15 protein-coding genes are annotated in these 19,692 nt (G+C 35.9%); 5 read left to right on the forward strand and 10 right to left on the reverse strand.

All coding sequences use genetic code 11. From position 1 onward, the window contains the following. Nucleotides 1-57: 57 nt before the first annotated feature. From P8625_RS14975 to P8625_RS14985, 3 genes are all read right to left on the reverse strand, one after another. Nucleotides 58-1,080, reverse strand: a complete 1,023-nt coding sequence (locus P8625_RS14975) for a GYDIA family GHMP kinase (RefSeq protein ID WP_279651240.1) — start codon at nucleotides 1,078-1,080, stop codon at nucleotides 58-60. Between the two features lie 2 nt (nucleotides 1,081-1,082). Further along, nucleotides 1,083-1,406, reverse strand: coding sequence for a GIY-YIG nuclease family protein (locus P8625_RS14980; RefSeq protein WP_279651241.1), 324 nt, complete (start codon nucleotides 1,404-1,406; stop codon nucleotides 1,083-1,085). Between the two features lie 86 nt (nucleotides 1,407-1,492). After that, nucleotides 1,493-3,229 (reverse strand): hydroxymethylglutaryl-CoA reductase, degradative, encoded by a 1,737-nt coding sequence (locus P8625_RS14985; protein WP_279651242.1) that lies wholly within the window; start codon nucleotides 3,227-3,229, stop codon nucleotides 1,493-1,495. A 136-nt stretch (nucleotides 3,230-3,365) separates the two neighbouring features. Between P8625_RS14985 and P8625_RS14990 the strand changes: the two genes are divergently transcribed. The 4 genes from P8625_RS14990 (at nucleotide 3,366) to P8625_RS15005 (ending at nucleotide 9,337) form a co-directional block, all read left to right on the forward strand. Then, nucleotides 3,366-5,510 (forward strand): S9 family peptidase, encoded by a 2,145-nt coding sequence (locus P8625_RS14990; protein WP_279651243.1) that lies wholly within the window; start codon nucleotides 3,366-3,368, stop codon nucleotides 5,508-5,510. A gap of 3 nt (nucleotides 5,511-5,513) precedes the next feature. Further along, nucleotides 5,514-6,887, forward strand: a complete 1,374-nt coding sequence (locus tag P8625_RS14995; protein ID WP_279651244.1) for a peptide MFS transporter — start codon at nucleotides 5,514-5,516, stop codon at nucleotides 6,885-6,887. Nucleotides 6,888-6,951: 64 nt separating this feature from the next. Then, nucleotides 6,952-8,718 carry a peptide MFS transporter gene (locus tag P8625_RS15000; protein WP_279651245.1) on the forward strand — a complete coding sequence of 589 codons (1,767 nt, stop codon included), beginning with the start codon at nucleotides 6,952-6,954 and terminating at the stop codon, nucleotides 8,716-8,718. Between the two features lie 97 nt (nucleotides 8,719-8,815). Then, nucleotides 8,816-9,337: a thioredoxin family protein gene (locus P8625_RS15005; RefSeq protein ID WP_279651246.1), complete on the forward strand. Its 522-nt coding sequence runs from the start codon at nucleotides 8,816-8,818 to the stop codon at nucleotides 9,335-9,337. Nucleotides 9,338-9,783: 446 nt separating this feature from the next. On the opposite strand, the gene P8625_RS15010 is transcribed toward P8625_RS15005, so the two are convergent. The 7 genes from P8625_RS15010 to P8625_RS15040 all read right to left on the reverse strand — a co-directional run bounded on the left by P8625_RS15010 (nucleotide 9,784) and on the right by P8625_RS15040 (nucleotide 18,232). Then, nucleotides 9,784-11,811 carry a ComEC/Rec2 family competence protein gene (locus tag P8625_RS15010; protein ID WP_279651247.1) on the reverse strand — a complete coding sequence of 676 codons (2,028 nt, stop codon included), beginning with the start codon at nucleotides 11,809-11,811 and terminating at the stop codon, nucleotides 9,784-9,786. Between the two features lie 271 nt (nucleotides 11,812-12,082). Then, nucleotides 12,083-15,214 carry a T9SS type A sorting domain-containing protein gene (locus tag P8625_RS15015; protein WP_279651248.1) on the reverse strand — a complete coding sequence of 1,044 codons (3,132 nt, stop codon included), beginning with the start codon at nucleotides 15,212-15,214 and terminating at the stop codon, nucleotides 12,083-12,085. A gap of 80 nt (nucleotides 15,215-15,294) precedes the next feature. Beyond that, nucleotides 15,295-15,822 (reverse strand): DUF6252 family protein, encoded by a 528-nt coding sequence (locus P8625_RS15020; RefSeq protein WP_279651249.1) that lies wholly within the window; start codon nucleotides 15,820-15,822, stop codon nucleotides 15,295-15,297. 95 nt (nucleotides 15,823-15,917) lie between these two features. Then, nucleotides 15,918-16,448: a DUF6252 family protein gene (locus P8625_RS15025; RefSeq protein WP_279651250.1), complete on the reverse strand. Its 531-nt coding sequence runs from the start codon at nucleotides 16,446-16,448 to the stop codon at nucleotides 15,918-15,920. A gap of 80 nt (nucleotides 16,449-16,528) precedes the next feature. Next, nucleotides 16,529-17,104, reverse strand: a complete 576-nt coding sequence (locus tag P8625_RS16470) for a hypothetical protein (protein ID WP_279651251.1) — start codon at nucleotides 17,102-17,104, stop codon at nucleotides 16,529-16,531. 126 nt (nucleotides 17,105-17,230) lie between these two features. Beyond that, the gene (locus tag P8625_RS15035) at nucleotides 17,231-17,761 is read right to left on the reverse strand and encodes a hypothetical protein (protein WP_279651252.1); all 531 of its coding nucleotides are present in this window, start codon (nucleotides 17,759-17,761) and stop codon (nucleotides 17,231-17,233) included. Between the two features lie 96 nt (nucleotides 17,762-17,857). Then, complete coding sequence (locus P8625_RS15040; protein ID WP_279651253.1) at nucleotides 17,858-18,232, reverse strand: hypothetical protein; 375 nt, start codon at nucleotides 18,230-18,232, stop codon at nucleotides 17,858-17,860. 78 nt (nucleotides 18,233-18,310) lie between these two features. Here P8625_RS15040 and prfA point away from each other — a divergent pair, with 78 nt between their 5' ends. Beyond that, nucleotides 18,311-19,387 (forward strand): peptide chain release factor 1, encoded by a 1,077-nt coding sequence (prfA, locus tag P8625_RS15045; protein ID WP_279651254.1) that lies wholly within the window; start codon nucleotides 18,311-18,313, stop codon nucleotides 19,385-19,387. Nucleotides 19,388-19,692 lie beyond the last annotated feature (305 nt).

Genomic DNA, 19,692 nt, shown 5'->3' on the forward strand with positions numbered 1-19,692 from the left:
TCTCGATACAAAGTTATTTTATTCTGAAATAAATTCAATCTATGTGACATGCTTAATTTATAAAATCATCTTTTTATACGGAAGAATAGTGTTGAATCCTTTCTCTTGAAAATAGCTTGGCGTATCATTAGTACCTGTTACCAATACAAAATCGCCTCCCCAAGCACCCAAGCTTTTTACTTCCCCGAAATAATCGGGAAATAACCGTTTTTTTACCGTGTCTTGTTTTATAATGGAGCCAATGAGTTGTTCATGCGCTACCATCACTTTTTCTAAATCTTTAGAACTGTTAGCTTTTAAAAACGCTTGCGTTAAATTATCAATTTCAGGGAGTAAGGTTTTAGCTTCCGTTCTATGCTTTTTGTAGTGCGCAATTCCTTCTCGGCTATTTTGTTTTTGATTTAAATGCACAAAAAACAATTCCTCAGAAAAACTAGGAGAAAATGCTACTTCTTTAACAATTGGTTGGTAATTTGACTTAGTCGATTGGTTGCTGAGCGTAGTCGATTGGTGGCTGAGCGTAGTCGAAGCCACCTCCAATCGATACAAAATTGGTGCATTGTGTTTCGCACAAGCAATATCGTAACCACTACCCGAAAAAGCATTCCAAAGCAAGGTAAACGGATTTACATTTGCCCACGTAGCAATATTATTAATTAGAGTAGAAGAACTGCCCAATCCCCAATTTTGAGGAAATGTTAGATTCGTTTTTACGATAAAACCGTTTTCGGAATTTAAAAAATCGGGATTTAGTTTTTTCGCTTCTAATAAAATAGTATGAAGTGTTTCGGCAATGAACTCTGCACTTCCTTCTTTATCAGAAGTAAAGGTTGCTGAGGTTAATCGTAGTTTGGGTATATCAAAAGAAGCTTCAAACCAACATTCTCTCGTATGGGTAAAACTTCCCCAAATAAGTTGTGGTTCTTTGATAGGTTCGACCACTAAATCTTGTCCGAACTTCGTAGGAACTGCAAGTGCTGTAGCACCATCTAACACCGCATATTCTCCTGTGAGTAATAATTTTCCGTTACTGTAACTTCGACTACGCTCAGCTACCCATGGGTTCGTGTCTTTTTCCATAGTTAAACTAAACCATTTCTTTTTTGAATTTTATAATGACTTTCGTTTTTGCATTCAGAAAGTTCAGGTAATATTTTATAATTTTTATCAATTAAAGCGATCTTTTTGGCTCTTGACCAACCTTGGATTTGTTTTTCTCTATAAAATGCTTGAGGTATTTGTTGAAATTCTTCAACATAAACTAAGGTAATAGGTAATCTCTTTTGAGTATGACGAGCACCTTTGCCATTTTGGTGTTCGGCAAGTCTCTTCTCTAGATTAATAGTACTACCTGTATAAAAACTTCCGTCTGAACATTCTAGTATGTAAACAAAACCTTTAGGCATTTTATAATTCTAATATTAATAGGTGGTTACTAAGCGTAGTCAGAGTCAACGGTTTTTAAATGATCGGTGGCTGAGCGTAGTCGAAGTCACAATCCAAATTGTTTAAAATGGTGGGTGAAATGCTTTACTTGGAATTTCTTCCAGTACTCATAATTTAATGCTCCAAAAAACGGATGTACGACTGTTTTCTCAGGATTTTCAGTAAACACTTTTTCAAAGAGCTGCACTTGTTCGATTAAATCCTCAATAGCCTCTTCCATCGAACTAAATTTTAACGGAGTTGGTGCTTCCGATAAAAACGGAGCTTTAAATCCGACTTGCAATTCGTTATCAGTATGTAAAAACGGTTTTCTTCTAGCTGACTTCTCATCAGAAACATAGATGTCAACCTTCCAGTTGCCATTTGCAATTTGAGTCACTGCACTTAAATGTTCAACCATTTGTTGCCCGTTCATCTTTCCAAACAACGGTTTTGCATCCGCTTTTAACCTTGTAAGTGTATTGCGTACTTCTTCTTCATTTAAAAAATTGACCCATTGTACTTTAGGTTTACGAAGCTCGTTTAGTTTTTCAACCACAGCGCTATGTGAAGCAGTTCTGTTATCAAAATAAGCAATTGCGGCTTCTTTTTCTTCATGGGTTGCTTTGTGCTGATTTAAAATATTCATCAGGTGCATTTTCATGTGTCCATGTTGAATTCCTTTGGTGGTCAGAGCACGTAAAGCGGCAAAATTTTGAGCCAATCCAGCAGCGGCAATAATTTGCATGAGGGTGCGTGCACCAGGTTTTTGCATCATGTCTAACGATAGTTTTGCCATGGGGTGTAATGCTGTTAATCCGCCTACGGTTCCGAGAGCTAGGGGAATTTCAATCCAAAATCGAAAAATCCCGTCTTTTACTTCGCAATGGGTTAAGCTTTTGTATTGTCCGTCTTTTGCAGCATAGGCATGTGCCCCCGCTTCAATGGCTCTAAAATCGTTACCTGTAGCGAGTACGACGGCATCGATTCCGTTCATAATTCCTTTGTTGTGTGTAACGGCACGATACGGTTCTATTTCGGCTATTTGAACCGCTTGTTTGAATTTTTGAGCAAATTTTTCTGGATTTTCTCCACCGAGTTCTTCTATTGTACAGCTTACTTCGGCTCTTACCAAACACTCAGGGACATAATTAGAAAGAATGCTCATTACAATTTCAATATCTTCTTTTCTAAAAGCCTTTGCAATGGCTTCTAAACAAGAGTTGATGAAGTTGGCACCCATACTATCTTTAGTTTCAAAAGTAACATGTAATTGATAGTAGTTTGCCAATTTATCCGTTTTATCAACTAGTTGAATATCTAAAATTCCACCACCCCGTTTTTCCATATTTTTAGTAATAGATGCCGTGGCAGCATATAACTCGGTTTTTTGTAGGTGAAAGTAGTTCTCTAATTCCTTTTTATCGCCTGCATACATAAAATGCACCTGACCAATTTTAGTGGTAGAAATCACTTCGGTTTTAAATCCACCACGAGTGCTCCAGTACTTGGCTACTTTAGCAGCAGCGGCAACAACCGAACTTTCTTCAACCACCATGGGTATTACATAACTACGTCCATTAATTACAAAATTAGGGGCAATACCATAAGGCATGTAAAAATTAGAAATGGTGTTTTCTATAAAATCATCGTGCAACTGTTGTAGTTTGTCATCAACATTCCAGTATTGCTTAAGCGTTTGAATAATTTCTGATTGATTGTTAAAATATGTTTTGGCCAACCAGTCTATTTTTTCTTCTTTGGTAAGTTTAGAAAAACCAGAGATTTTTTTAGACATTCTCAATTCATTTTTAGAGGTTCAAAGATACATCAATCCTGTTAAAATGGTTATCTTATTTAGTTTTTATGATATTTTTGAAAGGATTTTTGGCTATTTTTCCGTAAACTTGGCAAACTTTTTAGATAAACAGCAACTTAAAATGAAGAAACTATTAGTATTGTTTATAGGAATATCTTCGCTAGTACAAGCACAAAAAAAGGATATTTCTTTAGAGGATATATGGAGAAATGGCACATTTAGAGCCGATTACATGAACTCTCTAAACTCTATGAATGGAGATTTTTACTCACTCTTAAATAATGAAAATGGAAGCTCTACTGTAGATAAATACAGTTATGAAACTTTAGAAAAAGTAGCTACGATAGTTAATAGTAGCGATTTACCAAGATTAGAATACTTTCAATCATATAGCTTTAACAAAGATGAAACGAAATTAATTTTAGGAACTAATTTCAAACAAATCTTCCGTCGTTCGTATTTAGGTACATTTTACGTGTACGACATTGCAACAAAATCGTTAGATTTAATAGGAGAAGATATTCAAGAGCCTACTTTTTCGCCAGATAGTAAGAAGGTAGCGTATGCAAAGTCAAATAATTTATTTATAAAAGATTTTTCTGATAATACAGTTATTCAAATAACGAGTAACGGAAAAAAGAATGAAATAATTAATGGTATTACCGATTGGGTATACGAAGAAGAGTTTGGTTTTGTAAGAGCCTTTGACTGGAGTAAAGATGGTAGTAATTTAGCCTACTTACGTTTTGATGAAAGCGAGGTTAAAACCTTTTCAATGGATGTATACGGAAAACAGAAATATCCAATGCAGCATGTGTTCAAATATCCAAAAGCAGGAGAAGCAAATGCCAAAGTTTCGTTACATATCTTTTCGTTAACAACAGGAAAGACCGCTGAGATTAGAGTGGGAGATTACGAATATATTCCAAGAATTAATTGGACAAACGATGCCGATCTATTAGCTGTTCGTACCTTAAACCGTCATCAGAACGATTTAAAAATGTACTTTGTAAATGCCAGTACGTTTAAAAGCAATTTGGTATTAAATGAAACGGATAAAGCCTACGTAGATATTACCGATGATTTAACTTTTTTAGACGATAATAGTTTTATTTGGACGAGTGAAAAAGACGGATTTAATCATATTTATCACTATGATAAAAATGGAAAATTGCGAAATCAAGTAACCAAAGGAAATTGGGAAGTAACTTCGTATTATGGATTTAATACAGCAACGAAAACGATTTATTATCAATCTGTTGAAAACGGTTCTATTAACAGAGGGGTGTATAGCATTTCTTTAGATGGAAGTAATAAAAAATTAATAAGCAATGCTACTGGAACTAACAGTGCAGCATTTAGCGAAAATAAACACTATTTTATCAATACCTTTTCCGATGTGAATACACCGCCAGTATATACGTTGAGAAATGGTGAAGGACAGGTGTTAAAAACGATAAAAGACAACGCTGCCTTAAAAGAAACTATTGCAGGTTATAACTTAAGTAAAAAGGAGTTTTCTACCATTAACATAAACGGAAACGACTTAAATATGTACACTATTAAGCCAGCAAATTTTGATGCCAATAAAAAGTACCCAGTTTTAATGTATCAATATTCAGGACCCGGTTCTCAAAATGTAAAGAATAGCTGGAATAGTGCCAATGATTATTGGCATCAACTATTAGCACAAAATGGTTATATGATTGTTTGTGTTGATGGTAGAGGAACAGGCTATAAAGGTCGTGATTTTAAGAAAGTAACGTACATGAACTTGGTAAAGTATGAAACGGAAGACCAAATCGCAGTAGCTAAAGAATTAGCAAAATTGCCTTATGTAGATGCGAATAGAATTGGTATTTGGGGATGGTCTTTTGGAGGTCACATGAGTACCAATTGTTTGTTAAAAGGAAACGATGTATTTGCAGCAGCCATTGCAGTAGCACCCGTTACTACGTGGCGTTTTTATGATACAATTTATACAGAACGTTACATGCGTACCCCAGAAGAAAACCCATCAGGATACGATGATAACTCACCTTTGAATTACCCTGAATTATTACAAGGAAAATACCTGTTAATTCACGGTACAGGCGATGATAATGTGCATGTGCAAAATGCGTATCGAATGGCAGAAGCACTAATACAAGCCAACAAACAATTTGAATGGGGAATGTATCCAGACAAAAACCATGGTATTTATGGCGGAAATACGCGCTTACATCTATACACTAAAATGACAAACTTTATTAAAAATAACTTATAAAATATGGCAAATTCAACACCAATAAAACGAAAAGAATTATTTGGACATCCAGCAGGACTATATGTACTGTTTTTTACAGAAATGTGGGAGCGTTTCTCATACTATGGTATGAGAGCAATTTTGGTACTGTACCTTGTGGCAAAAACTACCGAAGAGAATGCAGGTTTGGGTTGGTCTAATGGAGATGCATTGTCTTTATATGGTACGTATACAATGCTAGTATACCTAATGTCTATACCAGGAGGTTGGATTGCCGATAAGTTTTTAGGACAAAAGAAATCTGTTTTGTACGGAGGTATTTTGTTAGTAGCAGGGCATAGTATTTTAGCAATAGAACAAATGTGGGCTTTCTATACAGGATTAGGTTTAATTATCGCTGGTGTAGGAATGCTCAAGCCGAATATCTCAACAATGGTAGGAGGTTTATACAGGCAAGGAGATATTCGTAGAGATAAAGGGTTTACAATTTTTTATATCGGTATTAATGTGGGAGCATTTTTGTCTGCCTTAATAGTGGGGTATGTCGGAGAAACTTATGGTTGGCACTACGGATTTGGGTTAGCAGGAATTGGAATGGCTTTAGGCTTACTTCAATATGTGTTAGGTCAAAAACATTTGCAAGGTGTAGGAGATTATTTAGGTACCTCAGAAAACAAAGAAGATAAAGAGTTAATGAATAAGCCATTAACAAAAATAGAGAAAGATAGAGTAGTGGTTCTTTTAATCTCATTTTTGTTAGTAATTATCTTCTGGGGAGCTTTTGAACAAGCAGGAGGATTAATGAATATCTATGCTTCTGAAAAAACAGGTAGAATGTTAGGAGGTTTTGAAATTCCTGCATCGTGGTTTCAATCATTAAACGCATTTTTTATCATTGTTTTAGGAACTTCTGTAGCAGCATATTGGGCTAAAAGAAAGTTAAAAGGAAAACTGTCAACAGGTTTGTTTAAAATGATTATGGGATTAATAATCATGGGAACAGGTTTCTTTTTTATGACGGCAGCATCTGCCCAATATCAAAGTGAAGGTACCTCTGCTATGTATTGGTTAGTATTAGCATACCTATTCCATACCATCGGAGAATTATGTATTTCACCAGTAGCATTATCTTACATAACCAAATTAGCACCTGTAAAATACGCCTCTTTAATGATGGGAGTGTATTTTGCTATGACTGGAGTTGGTAATAAAGTTGCAGGACTTCTAGGAGAAGCATCTGAAAGCTTAGGTGAGTATACGATTTTTACAGGAATAGCAGTTTTTTGTGTTTCCTTTGGACTGTTAATGTTATTGTTTAGAAAAAAATTAGAGGCATTAACACATGGAGCAGAAGATAATGAAAGAGACTTAAAAGACGAATTAGTAGAAAATAATTAAAAAATAAACCTTGGTAGTAACACAAACTACCAAGGTTTACAGTATAAACTATATATCAAAAAAAATGAATACAGATATTGAGAATCTATTTAAAGACAAAGTTTTAGGACATCCGGCAGGATTGTTCGTATTGTTTTTTACAGAAATGTGGGAACGCTTTTCGTACTACGGAATGCGAGCTATTTTAGTAATATTTTTAACAGGGGCCATAACTGGAAGCAATCCCGGTTGGGGATGGGACACATCAGCTGCTCTATCTTTATTAGGAACCTATGCTCTTTTTGTGTATTTAACACCTATTGTTGGTGGTTGGTTAGCCGACAATAAAATTGGGTATCGAATGGCAGTGGTTATCGGAGCATTACTAATGACACTAGGTCATGCATCAATGGCGATCGAAACTCCTACTTTTCTTTATATAGGAATTGCCTTGTTAATTGTAGGAAATGGTTTTTTTAAGCCTAATATGACTTCAATTATCTCAAAGATGTATGCAGGTAAAGATGATAAAAAAGATGGCGCTTACAACATTTTTTATATGGGAGTAAATGCGGGTGCTTTTATAGGAATTATGCTTTGCGGATGGGTAGGTGAGAAAATAGGATGGAGTTATGGTTTTGGCTTGGCTGGTATCTTTATGTTTTTAGGAATGATTCAATTTTATTTAGCGCAACCTATTTTTGGAAACTTAGGCGATAAGCCAAAGAACGAAAATAAAGGAATGATTGACACCTTAGCAGAGAACTCAGATAATAAGGAAAGTACGAAACTCAATAGGTTTTCTACACTTGATTATACCCTAATAGGTGTTTTTATTGTTTCTGCATTGATATTTATTATTAACGACCCATTAAGTAAAATAGGTAATATACAATCGTTAAACTTTACGGTTGCAGGAATGACAGACTCCTTATTCTTTGCACTGTTAGCGGCAATTAGCTTTATTGTATTATTAATTGTTAGAATACCAAGATACACACCAATAGAGCGCGATAGAATGATTGCTTTTACAATTTTCTGTCTATTCACCATTTTCTTCTGGGCAGCCTTCGAACAAGCTGCGGGTTCTTTACCAATTTATACAAGAGATTTTACCGATAGGGTATTGGAAGGAACAGCAGGAAGTGTTTTTAAAATAATTGACCTATTAGTAACAGTTGTTCCTATGGGAATTATAACGTATGTGTTAATAAGCCTTTTTAAGAAAACATTTAATAAAATAGGTTTATCTAACATCGTTTTAGGGGTAAGCTTTTTAATTGTTTGGGCAATTATCATATACAAATTATATGTAGAATTTAGCGACCCTAAAGCAGAAGTTCCAATTACATGGTTTGCTATTTTAAACTCCTTATTTATCATTGCATTTGCACCGCTATTTACGAAGCTATGGGATAGTAAGTACAACCCGCCAGCATCCGTAAAGTACGGTTTAGGTTTAATAATTATGGCGATAGGTTTTGGGCTACTCGCATTTGCAACAAAAGACATTCCTTTAGGAGCTAAGACAGCCAAGTTAAGTATGTTTTGGTTAGTATTAGCTTATTTGTTCCATACATTAGGAGAATTGTGTTTATCTCCGATGGGACTCTCATATTTGAGCAAGTTAGTACCAGCGAGAATGGTAGCATTCATGTTTGGAGTATATTATTTAGCCATTGCAATAGGAAACAAGTTAGCACACTACATAGGAGGTGATATTGAAAAAATTACAGAAGAAAGCGGACTGTCATTTTTCTTCTTAATATTTACGATAGTTCCAATAGCACTCGGACTTCTATCTTTTGCACTTCATCCTTTACTTAAAAGACTAATGCACGGTGTAAAATAGTGGTTTACAAACGTTAAATTATATAAAAAACCTATCGAGTATAAAAACTTGATGGGTTTTTTTGTAAATTTGGAACACTTATTGACACTAAAGAAGTATGAAAAAAATAATAATACTAGCAATTTTAAGCTTTATTTCATTCGGAATAGAGGCACAACAAAATAAAATACAGTGGCTGTCTTTTGAAGAGGCAATCGAATTAAACGAAAAAAATCCGAAACCTATTTTGGTTGATATATATACTGATTGGTGTGGTTGGTGTAAACGAATGGATAAAACCACTTATAGCAATAAAGTCATTGTCGACTATGTAAATACACACTACTATCCCGTAAAATTAAACGGTGAAGAAAAAGAAGATATTACCTTTAAAGGAAAAACATTTACCTACAAAGAAAACGGAAGAAGAGGGTATCATGAGCTAGCAGCATCGATTATGAAAGGAAAAATGAGCTACCCCACCACTATTTTTCTGAATGAAAAAATACAGCTATTACAAAACGTGCCAGGATATGTAGACGCGAAAAAGTTTGAAAAAATAATAGCCTATTTTAACGAAAAACACTACAAGAAAACACCATGGAAAGAGTTTGAACAAAACTTTAAAAGTGCCATGTAAACCGATTAACGAATAATTTTTTCTCATACTGTCAGTTAGAGACAACAGACAAAACAATTGTCAAGCAAGTGTAATGACAGCTATGGAATTATTTTTGAAAGGTAAATTACTTTGATTAACGAATCCATTAAAAGCACCCCGTCATAATCAGACAAGCCAAAAATAACACCGCAAGAGCCGTTACAATTAAAATCTGTTTGAGCGCTAGCGAGTTATTTTAATTTAGGTTCGAGGATGATTATTTTTGAGTGCAGGCTGGTCAAGACTAGATTTTTTGTTTCTTTTTCATCAATGGAAAAAGAAAAATAGCTTAGAAAAAAGATTATTCCATGTGAAATCTAAGTCTTTAAGAAAAGATGTTAATGGTAGACAATAGACCTAAATGCGAAATGATAAACCATAAATCGTATGATACTAGTAATTTCAAATCATAAAAGGTATAAATCTTATTCTTTAAAAATATAATCACCCTTTTGACCCGTATGCCAAAAGGGTGTTTTTTGTTGGTAACAGGTTGCTTTCCACCGATGAATGTACGATGTATAATTACTGCCATCTGCAATAATCTGTTGTGGTTTGAGTGTGCTAATAAGCCTGCTTAAATTAATTTTCGGACTGTTCGTAAGAATTACTACAGGATTATGAAGTCCGTTTATTTGGTATATTCCCAAACTATCTACAATTAAAATTTGCTTGTTTTTGTAGGAAGTAATGCCAAACACCGAATCAATATGTTTAGAAAAAACTTGCTCGCCAATTCTGTAAGACTGCAATAGTTTTTCTTGACGAAGGATAGAATCGTTTAAAGAACTATGAATAGTTACTTCTTTACCGTTCCTTTTTCCAAAAATAGAATTTCGGCTTTTATGAAAAACAATAAACTCGTTTTTACGGCTAGTTTGATACTTTTCATAAACATAAACTCCTTGCAGCACTATAATGGAAGTTAGCAAAAGAATGCTATTTCTAGTGGTTTTTCGAATCCAAACTCGATATAAGGAAATAATAAACAAATACCAAGCGAACATGGTTAAAAAAGACAACGGAATTTCTTTCAATAAAAAAGTTTCTTGCTTAGAAACCCAATCGACAAAATAATTCATCATAGAAATAACCCATCCATAACCATCGGCGATACATTCAGGAAGTATGTTCAATAGAGCCAGTAGTATAACAAGAATTCCAAAGAATAAAATGATTCCTAAAAAAGGAACAATCATCAGGTTAGAGAGCATAAATAACCCTGGAAACTGATGAAAATAATACAAACTTAACGGTAAAACACCTACTTGTGCGGCTACTGAAACGCAAAATAAACTCCAAACTTTATCTGCTAACCAACGCTTAGGTTTCCAGAGTTGATAAAGTAAGGGCTGTACCCAAACAATTCCAAAAACAGCCAAATAGCTCAGTTGAAACCCTACATCGAATACAAACATAGGTTTTAGTAACAGCAGGAAGAACATAGAACTAATGAGAGAATACTCAATCACTTTTTTCCGCTTGAAAGACTGACCAATTGCGACAAAAGTAAACATGGTAACAGCACGAACTACAGACGCTGACAAGCTGGCAATAAAAGCAAACGACCAAAGTAACACTACGATGCAACTCGTTTTTATAAGTATTCCGTACGGAAGCTTTTCTAAAGGTTTCAATACATAGGAGAGTAGGAGTAGTAAAATACCAATGTGCAGTCCTGAAATTGCCAGAATATGAATAGCACCCGCATTGGTGTAGTTTTGTAATAATTCTTTAGAGATTTCTTGACGTTGCCCAAGCAATAAAGCATTGATGACCGCAAATTCATTGGCAGAAAAAGAATATCTTTCTAAAGAGTTTTGAACTTTTTCTCGAATACGGGCAGATAAGCCGATGAAAGAAGACGCTGCGTTCTCAAGCTCTCTATATTGTTGCTTATTTAAAAATACTTGATGATAGATGTATTGTTTTGCTAAATACTTTTTATAATTAAATTGATGCGGATTTAAAGGCGGAGGCACTTCTTTAAAAGGAGTTTTGATAAAAATACGATTGCCAACTTTTAAAGGGCTCAACACACTATCTTTTTGAAGGTTTAGCAACACATATCCGTTGGTTTTAAAAGAGTCAACCTGCGAAACCTTGGCAACGTATTTCAGGTGGTAATTTCCTGTTTTTAGTACTTTTTCGATGGTAAGTATCGATGTTGAATGTTCAGTAAGCTGATGTTCGTAAAAAGCAGCATGGTTTTTCGGGTTGTGAATATAGGTAGTACCAATTCCAAGAAGCACAAAAAGCAACCAGCTACCCAAACTAAACACTTCTCTTTTTTGGAATCTTTTTAAAAAGTACAAAACAGCTAGCAAACCTGCCAAAGTATATGCTAAGTAAAGAGGTGTACAATTCCAAAGCTGCGTATAAAATTGAAGGAGTATTCCGACAATACTACATAACAAAAAGTGAAAAGGCGGGTATTCTAACAATTTTTTCATAGCACTCTAAAGGTATGAAAAAAACTATGGATATAGAAAGATTCTTTATTGGTTTTGTAGAATAAAGGAAAAGTATTGTATATGGTTTACTTTTAACCTGAGTTCGGTTTTTAGTATTTTAGTCCTAGGGCGATAGCCATGGATTTAATTCCCCGAGGCAAGCCTCCGGGGTAGTTTATTAAATAGCAACCCATACTTAGCTCAATTACAATTGAAAGGGCTTAATTTATTCTCAATATTTAAACTTAGGGTATACAATCATACACTATTATTATTCAATAATTAATTTTTTTGATACTACTTTCATTGAAGTTGTTTGAAATCTAACGATATAAAAGCCACTTTTCAGGCTACTTATATCAAATTCAGTTGCTGTTTGCGTTTTAGAGTATATCTTTTCGCCATAACTATTGTGAATGTCAATTTGATAATTTCTAGCCTTGTTGGTATTGCTTGTTCTATAAGTTCCATCACAGGGGTCAATAATTATTCTATTCACGCTATTTCCAGATTTCATAGGGTTTTGAGCAAATCGAAAGTTGTCTTCACAACCTGGTTCAGGAGGGGTAATGTTTCTATAAATTGTTGTGGTACCGCAAGCGTTGGTAGCTGTTATTTTTGCGTATACATTCCAACTAGTACAGTTTCCATGTGCCAATCCTTGAAAACCACTACCGCTAAAACTAGCGTAGCATCCACCGCTCCCCGAAACTTTTTCCCAAGTTGTAGTGGTTATACCTTGTTCGTTAATATTGGTGCCGTTTGCGCCAACCAAGTATACGGTTACATAGTTTACATTGGGTTCTAGCGTTGTGGTGATATTTGGCTTACCTACCCATATTTCTTTGCTTACTGTTCGTTCACCACAACCTGTTTTGCTGATATTAGCATTTAATGTAACGAGTCCGCTGGCACTGGTATTTGTTTGCGTTAAGGTTACCGATGTTCCATTTAGCGATAAAGTAACAAGGCTATTTCCTCCACTTATATGCCAAAAAGGAGTGGTGGTAGTACCAAGGCTGTATGTTCCCGAACCACATAGGTTATTATTTCCAGTTATGAGCGTATTTCCACAGAATTCGGCACAATTTTCTATTAGACCAGCAGCCTCATTTAGTTCGTTTGCCAACCAATTACCGTTTCTAGGTTGAAATGAAATGTGTGCATTATTATTTGGAGTATCGGGCATGAAATCGACAATAAAATTGTCAAATCCAGTGGTTAATGCGGGTTCAGGGGTACTACCACCCGAGTAATTTTTATGATAGTCTGTAGGATCTACATCGCCATTATTGCGTTTAATGTCTAATGCACTCACTACAGGAATAAAACCATATCTTGAATTAACTATTGTACCGCTTGGTAAGTATTGCTCAAAGTCGAATGAAATAGTATCCACAAAATCAAAAAAACCTCCAGAATAGGTATCAAAAGGTAAATAACCACTAGGGGCATCTTTTGAGCGTTTTGTAATGGTATGTGAAATAGGAATAAGCCAGAGCAATTTTTTCTCATATCGCATTTTTCCGTTGTATACTTGCCTGTTCGAAGCGTTTACATCTGGATTTGCATACAAATCAAAATCAAAAAAATACTTGCTAGAGCCAGGAAGTAAGCCTAAAAAGGTTAATTCTATATCTCCAGTTAAAGCCCCTGCTAACGGAGTGGCTAGTAGATGAACCAAATCGCCCCAAAAACCTGGATTGTGGGTATCGTGTAGATTGATAAACTTTGCTCTTGGAGCAAAACCATGGTCTACAGCACACTCGTTACCATTGCTAATGGCAATATTTCGAGATTGTGTTGGGTAGCCCACACTTTCAAATTCTTGTTGCCAAGCATTGTGAATAGCCATGGTAGGATTGCTATTATAATCTACATAATGGTAGTTCATTTGCATGGCAGCAGGTGTATCTTGAATGGTTAAATAGTCTTCTACCGATGGAAAGGCAACGTCTAGATTGCCTAAACTCATAAGTTCTACGAGGTTTAAAACAGTAGGAATTACCACCTCAACCAACCCGTATAATACAGGTGCCGAAGTATACTGGTCGTAGGCATGGCGAGAAAAATATTGAAAACTCAACGGGGTATTTGCCCCTTGCAAAGGCGCATCGTGTGCAACAAACAAGCGTACATTGTGGGCTATGCCGTCTGCTTCCATCTTAGCAAGCGTATAGCGCCCAATAACACCACCCATACTTTGCCCTAGCAACACATTGGGCTCACTGCCTACCTTGTTGCTGTTTACCCAAGCCAGTACGTTTTTTAGTACCTCACTGTTGTGCTGAATGCTGTTGGTACCGTTTTGCCAGTCGATATACACAATATCGTATTCTTGGGTAGAGTCAAAAAGCAGTAGGTTTCTTAAATTATCAGATCTTGGTAAACTATTGTTTGCATTTAGGAAATCGTTTAATGTTTTATCCCCACCTTCAACTTCTGGGGTTAAAATACTTCCGGCATCAAAGCCTTCGGCTACAATGAACGGGTTTGTCAGTTGTCCGTTGTGTGCAGGAGCATAGTCTATTCGTAATACTGCACCGTTTGCCCAAGATGGAAATGAGGAATTAGGACCTGAAATAACAACGTTGTTTTCGTGGTTGGTCATTTTGTTGAGTCCATTGCTGTCGGTTTCGGGTGCCTCAATTTTTATTTTCGTTCTCGTGTATAAAACAGCCCCGTTGGTGAGTGTGGTTTTAAACACCCAATCGTAGGTGCCGTTTTGGGTATAATTGGCGTATATTTTTTGACCAAGCGTTAGGGTTTTATAGCCTGCGCCATCGTTAAAGTTTACTTGTATGGTTTGGATGTTGCTAGCACTGTTGCTTAACCACAGGTTTTGGGGTAATACCACGCCAAAACTTCGTTTGTTATAGGTGTTTACAGGGGGTGCATACGCAATGGTTTGTTTTGTTAAGTAGGGGTTTTGCCACACCCCATTACTATACTTGTCGTAGTATTTGTTGTTGCTTACCGTAATTTTATTGGTATTTAGTGCATTGGGGTTTAACGTAGCGTACTGGTAATACAAGCCTGCCAGTACTAGGGTGCTTTTGTCGGTTTGGTTGTAGTTTTGGCGAGCGGTACTCCAAGTACTGGCAACGGTTTCTAACTTAGGAAAATATTGTGTGCTCGTAGTTGCTTTTCCCATAAACAGGGTTTTGTAAATACTACCCAATACATTGGTAGAAATATAGGTGCTGTCGGTTAAGGTACCGTTGTAAGCAGGAACGTTGGTAAATTCCATGGCATAATCTAGTAAAATGGCATGAGGCACCTTGCTTTTGTCGAGTCCTTGAAATATGGGGTTGATTTGGTCTTTCCAAGTGTTGTTGGTAACCGTTTGTGCAGTCAGCATACAGCTTACTAGCAATGCGCAGATAAATGAAAGGTTTTTCATAGGATTATTGATGAGTTTTGGTTAGTCGTATTTTTTTATAGTTTGCGAGATACAGTGTTCTGGTATACTAGCAATGCATTTTATTGGGTAAACAAGGTATCGAAGCGCCCTTCTCGTATTTCAACCGTTGCTCCAGTGGTAGGATGTTTGATGTCAAACCAAAACGTACCCGATACAATCTTGTTGGTAAAATCTAATTTGGTAATCGTAAGTTCACCCGTGTATTGTGAGTTCGTATAAGATTGATAGGATTCTGTTGGCGAAAAGCTAAATCCACACCCAGCATAAGCATTTCCATCTAGTATTTCTGAAAAACTTAAAGTCTCATTTTGAGATATTTCCCTTTTTTGAGTTAGAATATAGATATTTTGAGGGTTAAAATCATCATCGCCACCAATCCCAAAATAATAGGCTCCGTCTATCAATTGGTAATAGCAATTAAAGTAGCCGCCGCTGGTATCGATAAAATTTTGTCCGTTTACTTTGCAAGCAAAGGTACCTGCGCCTGTTTGTGTGGCTGGTGGAAGGGGTTCTTTGGGGTCGTTGTCGTCTTTGCTACAACAACTCAGTGCGAATGTAATGGTAACTAGTAGGAATAGGTGTTTCATGGGGGTCTTTTTTTGTTAAAGATATGAATTAAATGCTTTGTAACCAAAAGGTTAATTTTTAGGGTTTTTAAGGCTTAAGGTGACCTTTCTTTTTTTTATTGGGTAAACAAGGTATCGAAGCGACCTTCTCGTATTTCAACCGTTTCTCCAGTGGTAGGATGTTTGATATCAAACCAAAAAGTCCCCGATACAATCTTGTTGGTAAAATCGAACTTGGTAATGGTAAGTTCGCCCGTATATTGGGAATTGGTAGAAACAAATTTATAAGGATTGTTTTCACTAGAAAATCCAACACCTCCCCATACATTTCCATCTAAAATTTCAAAAAGGATGTACGTATTTCCCTCATTGATTTCTTTTTTTTCTGTTCCAAAAGTTATTGAAGTTAAATCGATAACAGAATCCAAACCTTGTATCCCAAAATAATAGGCTCCGTCTATCAATTGGTAATAGCAATTAAAGTAGCCGCCGCTGGTATCGATAAAATTTTGTCCGTTTACTTTGCAAGCAAAGGTGCCTGCGCCTGTTTGTGCGGCGGGGGACAGGGGTTCTTTGGGGTCGTTGTCGTCTTTGCTACAACAACTCAGTACGAATGTAATGGTAACTAGTAGGAGTAGGTGTTTCATAGGGGGCTTTTTTTGCTAATAAATGATATGAATATACGAATTAAATGCTTTTATACTATAATTGCTTTGTAACGAAAAGGTTACTTTTTAAGGTTTCTAAGACTTAAGGCGGTGACCTTTCTTTTTTTATTGGGTAAACAAGGTATCGAAGCGCCCTTCACGTATTTCAACAGTTGCTCCAGTGGTAGGGTGTTTGATATCAAACCAAAAAGTACCCGATACAATCTTGTTGGTAAGATCGAACCTGGTAATGGTAAGCTCACCAGTATAATTTGCTGAGGTATGCGATACTTGATAATTTGTTGAAGAAATAGAAAATCCCCCCCTCCTGAAGCATTCCCATCAGAAATTTCAAGTAATTTCAGAACCTCTCCTTCTGATACTGTCTTTTTTGTTGTACCAAAAAAAACATTTCCAGGTAACATATTATTATCTATTCCACTAATCCCAAAATAATAGGCTCCGTCTATGAATTGATAATAGCAATTAAAGTAGCCGCTGCTGGTATCGATAAAATTTTGTCCGTTTATTTTGCAAGCAAAGGTGCCTGCGCCTGTTTGTGTGGCTGGTGGAAGGGGTTCTTTGGGGTCGTTGTCGTCTTTGCTACAACAACTCAGTACGAATGTAATGGTAACTAGTAGGAGTAGGTGTTTCATAGGGGTCTTTTTTTGCTAATAAATGATATGAATATACGAATTAAATGCTTTTATACTATAATTGCTTTGTAACGAAAAGGTTACTTTTTAAGGTTTCTAAGACTTAAGGCGGTGACCTTTCTTTTTTTATTGGGTAAACAAGGTATCGAAGCGGCCTTCTCGTATTTCAATCGTTGCTCCAGTGGTAGGGTGTTTGATATCAAACCAAAAAGTACCCGATACAATCTTGTTGGTAAGATCGAATCTGGTAATCGTAAGTTCGCCTGTATATAGTTGAGTTGTATTTGAAAATTCAGACGAATTTATATTTAACAAAAATCTGCATCCAGCCCAAGCATTACCATCTATATTTTCTACAAGATTTAGAATCTCTCCCTCTGTAATTGTTTTATTTGTTGTGCCTATGTTTAATGAGGTTATCATTCCAACTTCATCACTACCTTGTACTCCAAAATAATAGGCTCCGTCTATCAATTGGTAAAAGCAATTAAAGTAGCCGCCGCTGGTATCGATAAAGTTTTGTCCGTTTACTTTGCAAGCAAAGGTGCCTGCGCCTGTTTGTGTGGCGGGTGGAAGGGGTTCTTTGGGGTCGTTGTCGTCTTTGCTACAACAACTCAGTGCGAATGTAATGGTAACTAGTAGGAGTAGGTGTTTCATGGGGGTCTTTTTTTTAAAATATATTAATTAAATGCTTTGTAACCAAAAGGTTACTTTTTAAGGTTTCTAAGCCTTAAGGTGACCATCTTTCTTTTTTTATTGGGTAAACAAGGTATCGAAGCGACCTTCTCGTATTTCAACAGTTGCTCCAGTGGTAGGGTGTTTGATATCAAACCAAAAAGTACCCGATACAATCTTGTTCGTAAAATCGAATTTAGTAATCGTAAGTTCACCTGTGTATCTGGAATCTGTTTCACTTCCTTCTCCTTGAGTAGATGATATGCTAAAAAAACCACTTCCAGAGGCATTTCCACTAATTGATTCTAGTAACTGTAAAGTTTCTCCTTGGCTGATAGCTTCGTTATGCATACGTTGCCATTTGCCAAACAACCAAGTTGGTTTTTTAATTTTCTTTTCTTGCTGGCAACACAAAAGTAGTATACAAGTAAAAAATAAGATTAAAAATCGCATTGCAAAAGCCTTAATGAACTAAAGATATGAATAAAATTCGATAAAAAATCGTAAATTCGCACCCCAAGAAAAGATACTATGCTAGATAAATTACAGATAGTTAAACAACGTTATGATGAGGTTTCAGACTTAATCATTCAGCCAGATGTTATTTCTGACCAAAAACGTTATGTGCAATTAAATAAAGAATATAAAGATTTAGGAAAGGTTGTAAAAAAAGCAGACGAGTACCAAACTTTATTGAATACGATAGAAGAAGCTAAAGAAATCATTGCCGACGGTTCGGACGCAGAAATGGTGGAAATGGCAAAAATGGAAATGGACGAAGCAAAAACGCGTATTCCTGAATTGGAAGAAGAAATTAAGTTTTTATTGATTCCGAAAGATCCAGAAGATGCTAAAAATGCAGTAGTTGAATTGCGTGCAGGAACAGGTGGAGACGAAGCAAGTATTTTTGCAGGTGATTTGTTTAGAATGTATACCAAATACTGCGAAAGTAAAGGATGGAAAGTCTCTACGGTAGATTTTTCTGAAGGAACTAACGGCGGATTTAAAGAAATTCAGTTTGAAGTTACAGGTGAAGATGTGTATGGTACTTTAAAATTTGAAGCAGGTGTACATCGTGTACAACGTGTACCACAAACTGAAACACAAGGACGTGTACATACATCGGCAGCTACTTGTATGGTGTTTCCAGAAGCAGAAGAATTTGATGTAGAAATCAACCCGAAAGATGTACGTATTGATTATTTCTGTTCTTCGGGGCCAGGAGGACAATCAGTAAACACGACGTATTCGGCAGTACGTTTAACGCACATTCCCACAGGTTTGGTAGCACAATGTCAAGACCAGAAATCGCAACATAAAAATAAAGAAAAAGCATTTAAAGTATTGCGTTCTCGTTTATACGACCTAGAATTGGCTAAAAAGCAAGAGGAAGATGCTGCAAAACGTGGGTCGATGGTAACATCAGGAGATCGTTCTGCAAAAATTAGAACCTATAATTATCCTCAAGGACGAGTTACAGACCATAGAATTGGATTAACCCTATACGATTTATCTAATATTGTAAACGGAGATATTCAAAAAATTATAGACGAGTTAATGCTCGCAGAAAATACTTCTAAGTTGAAAGAACTGGGAGAAACAATTTAACAAAAAGGCGTTACCAATTGGTAACGCCTTTTTCATTAAAAAGCAATTACTATGTATAATTCTTGTAGGGGCGATAAATAAAACATACCTTTGTACCGTATTAATGTTCTGTCCTTATTAGGAGAAAATCTACAAGTCTTTATACTATTTTCTGCATTTTTCAGATTTTATAGTCTTCAGTTGCTTTACAAAGCATTTTCAATAGAATTTTTAATCTAATTAATCAGTTATATAATTCACGGTTCAAGCTATAGGTAGTTGTGAGCTGAAATTTATATGACGAAAAATAGTACAAATAACAAAAC

This window comes from Tenacibaculum tangerinum, from assembly GCF_029853675.1.
In the GTDB taxonomy this organism is placed as follows: Bacteria; Bacteroidota; Bacteroidia; order Flavobacteriales; family Flavobacteriaceae; genus Polaribacter; species Polaribacter tangerinum_A.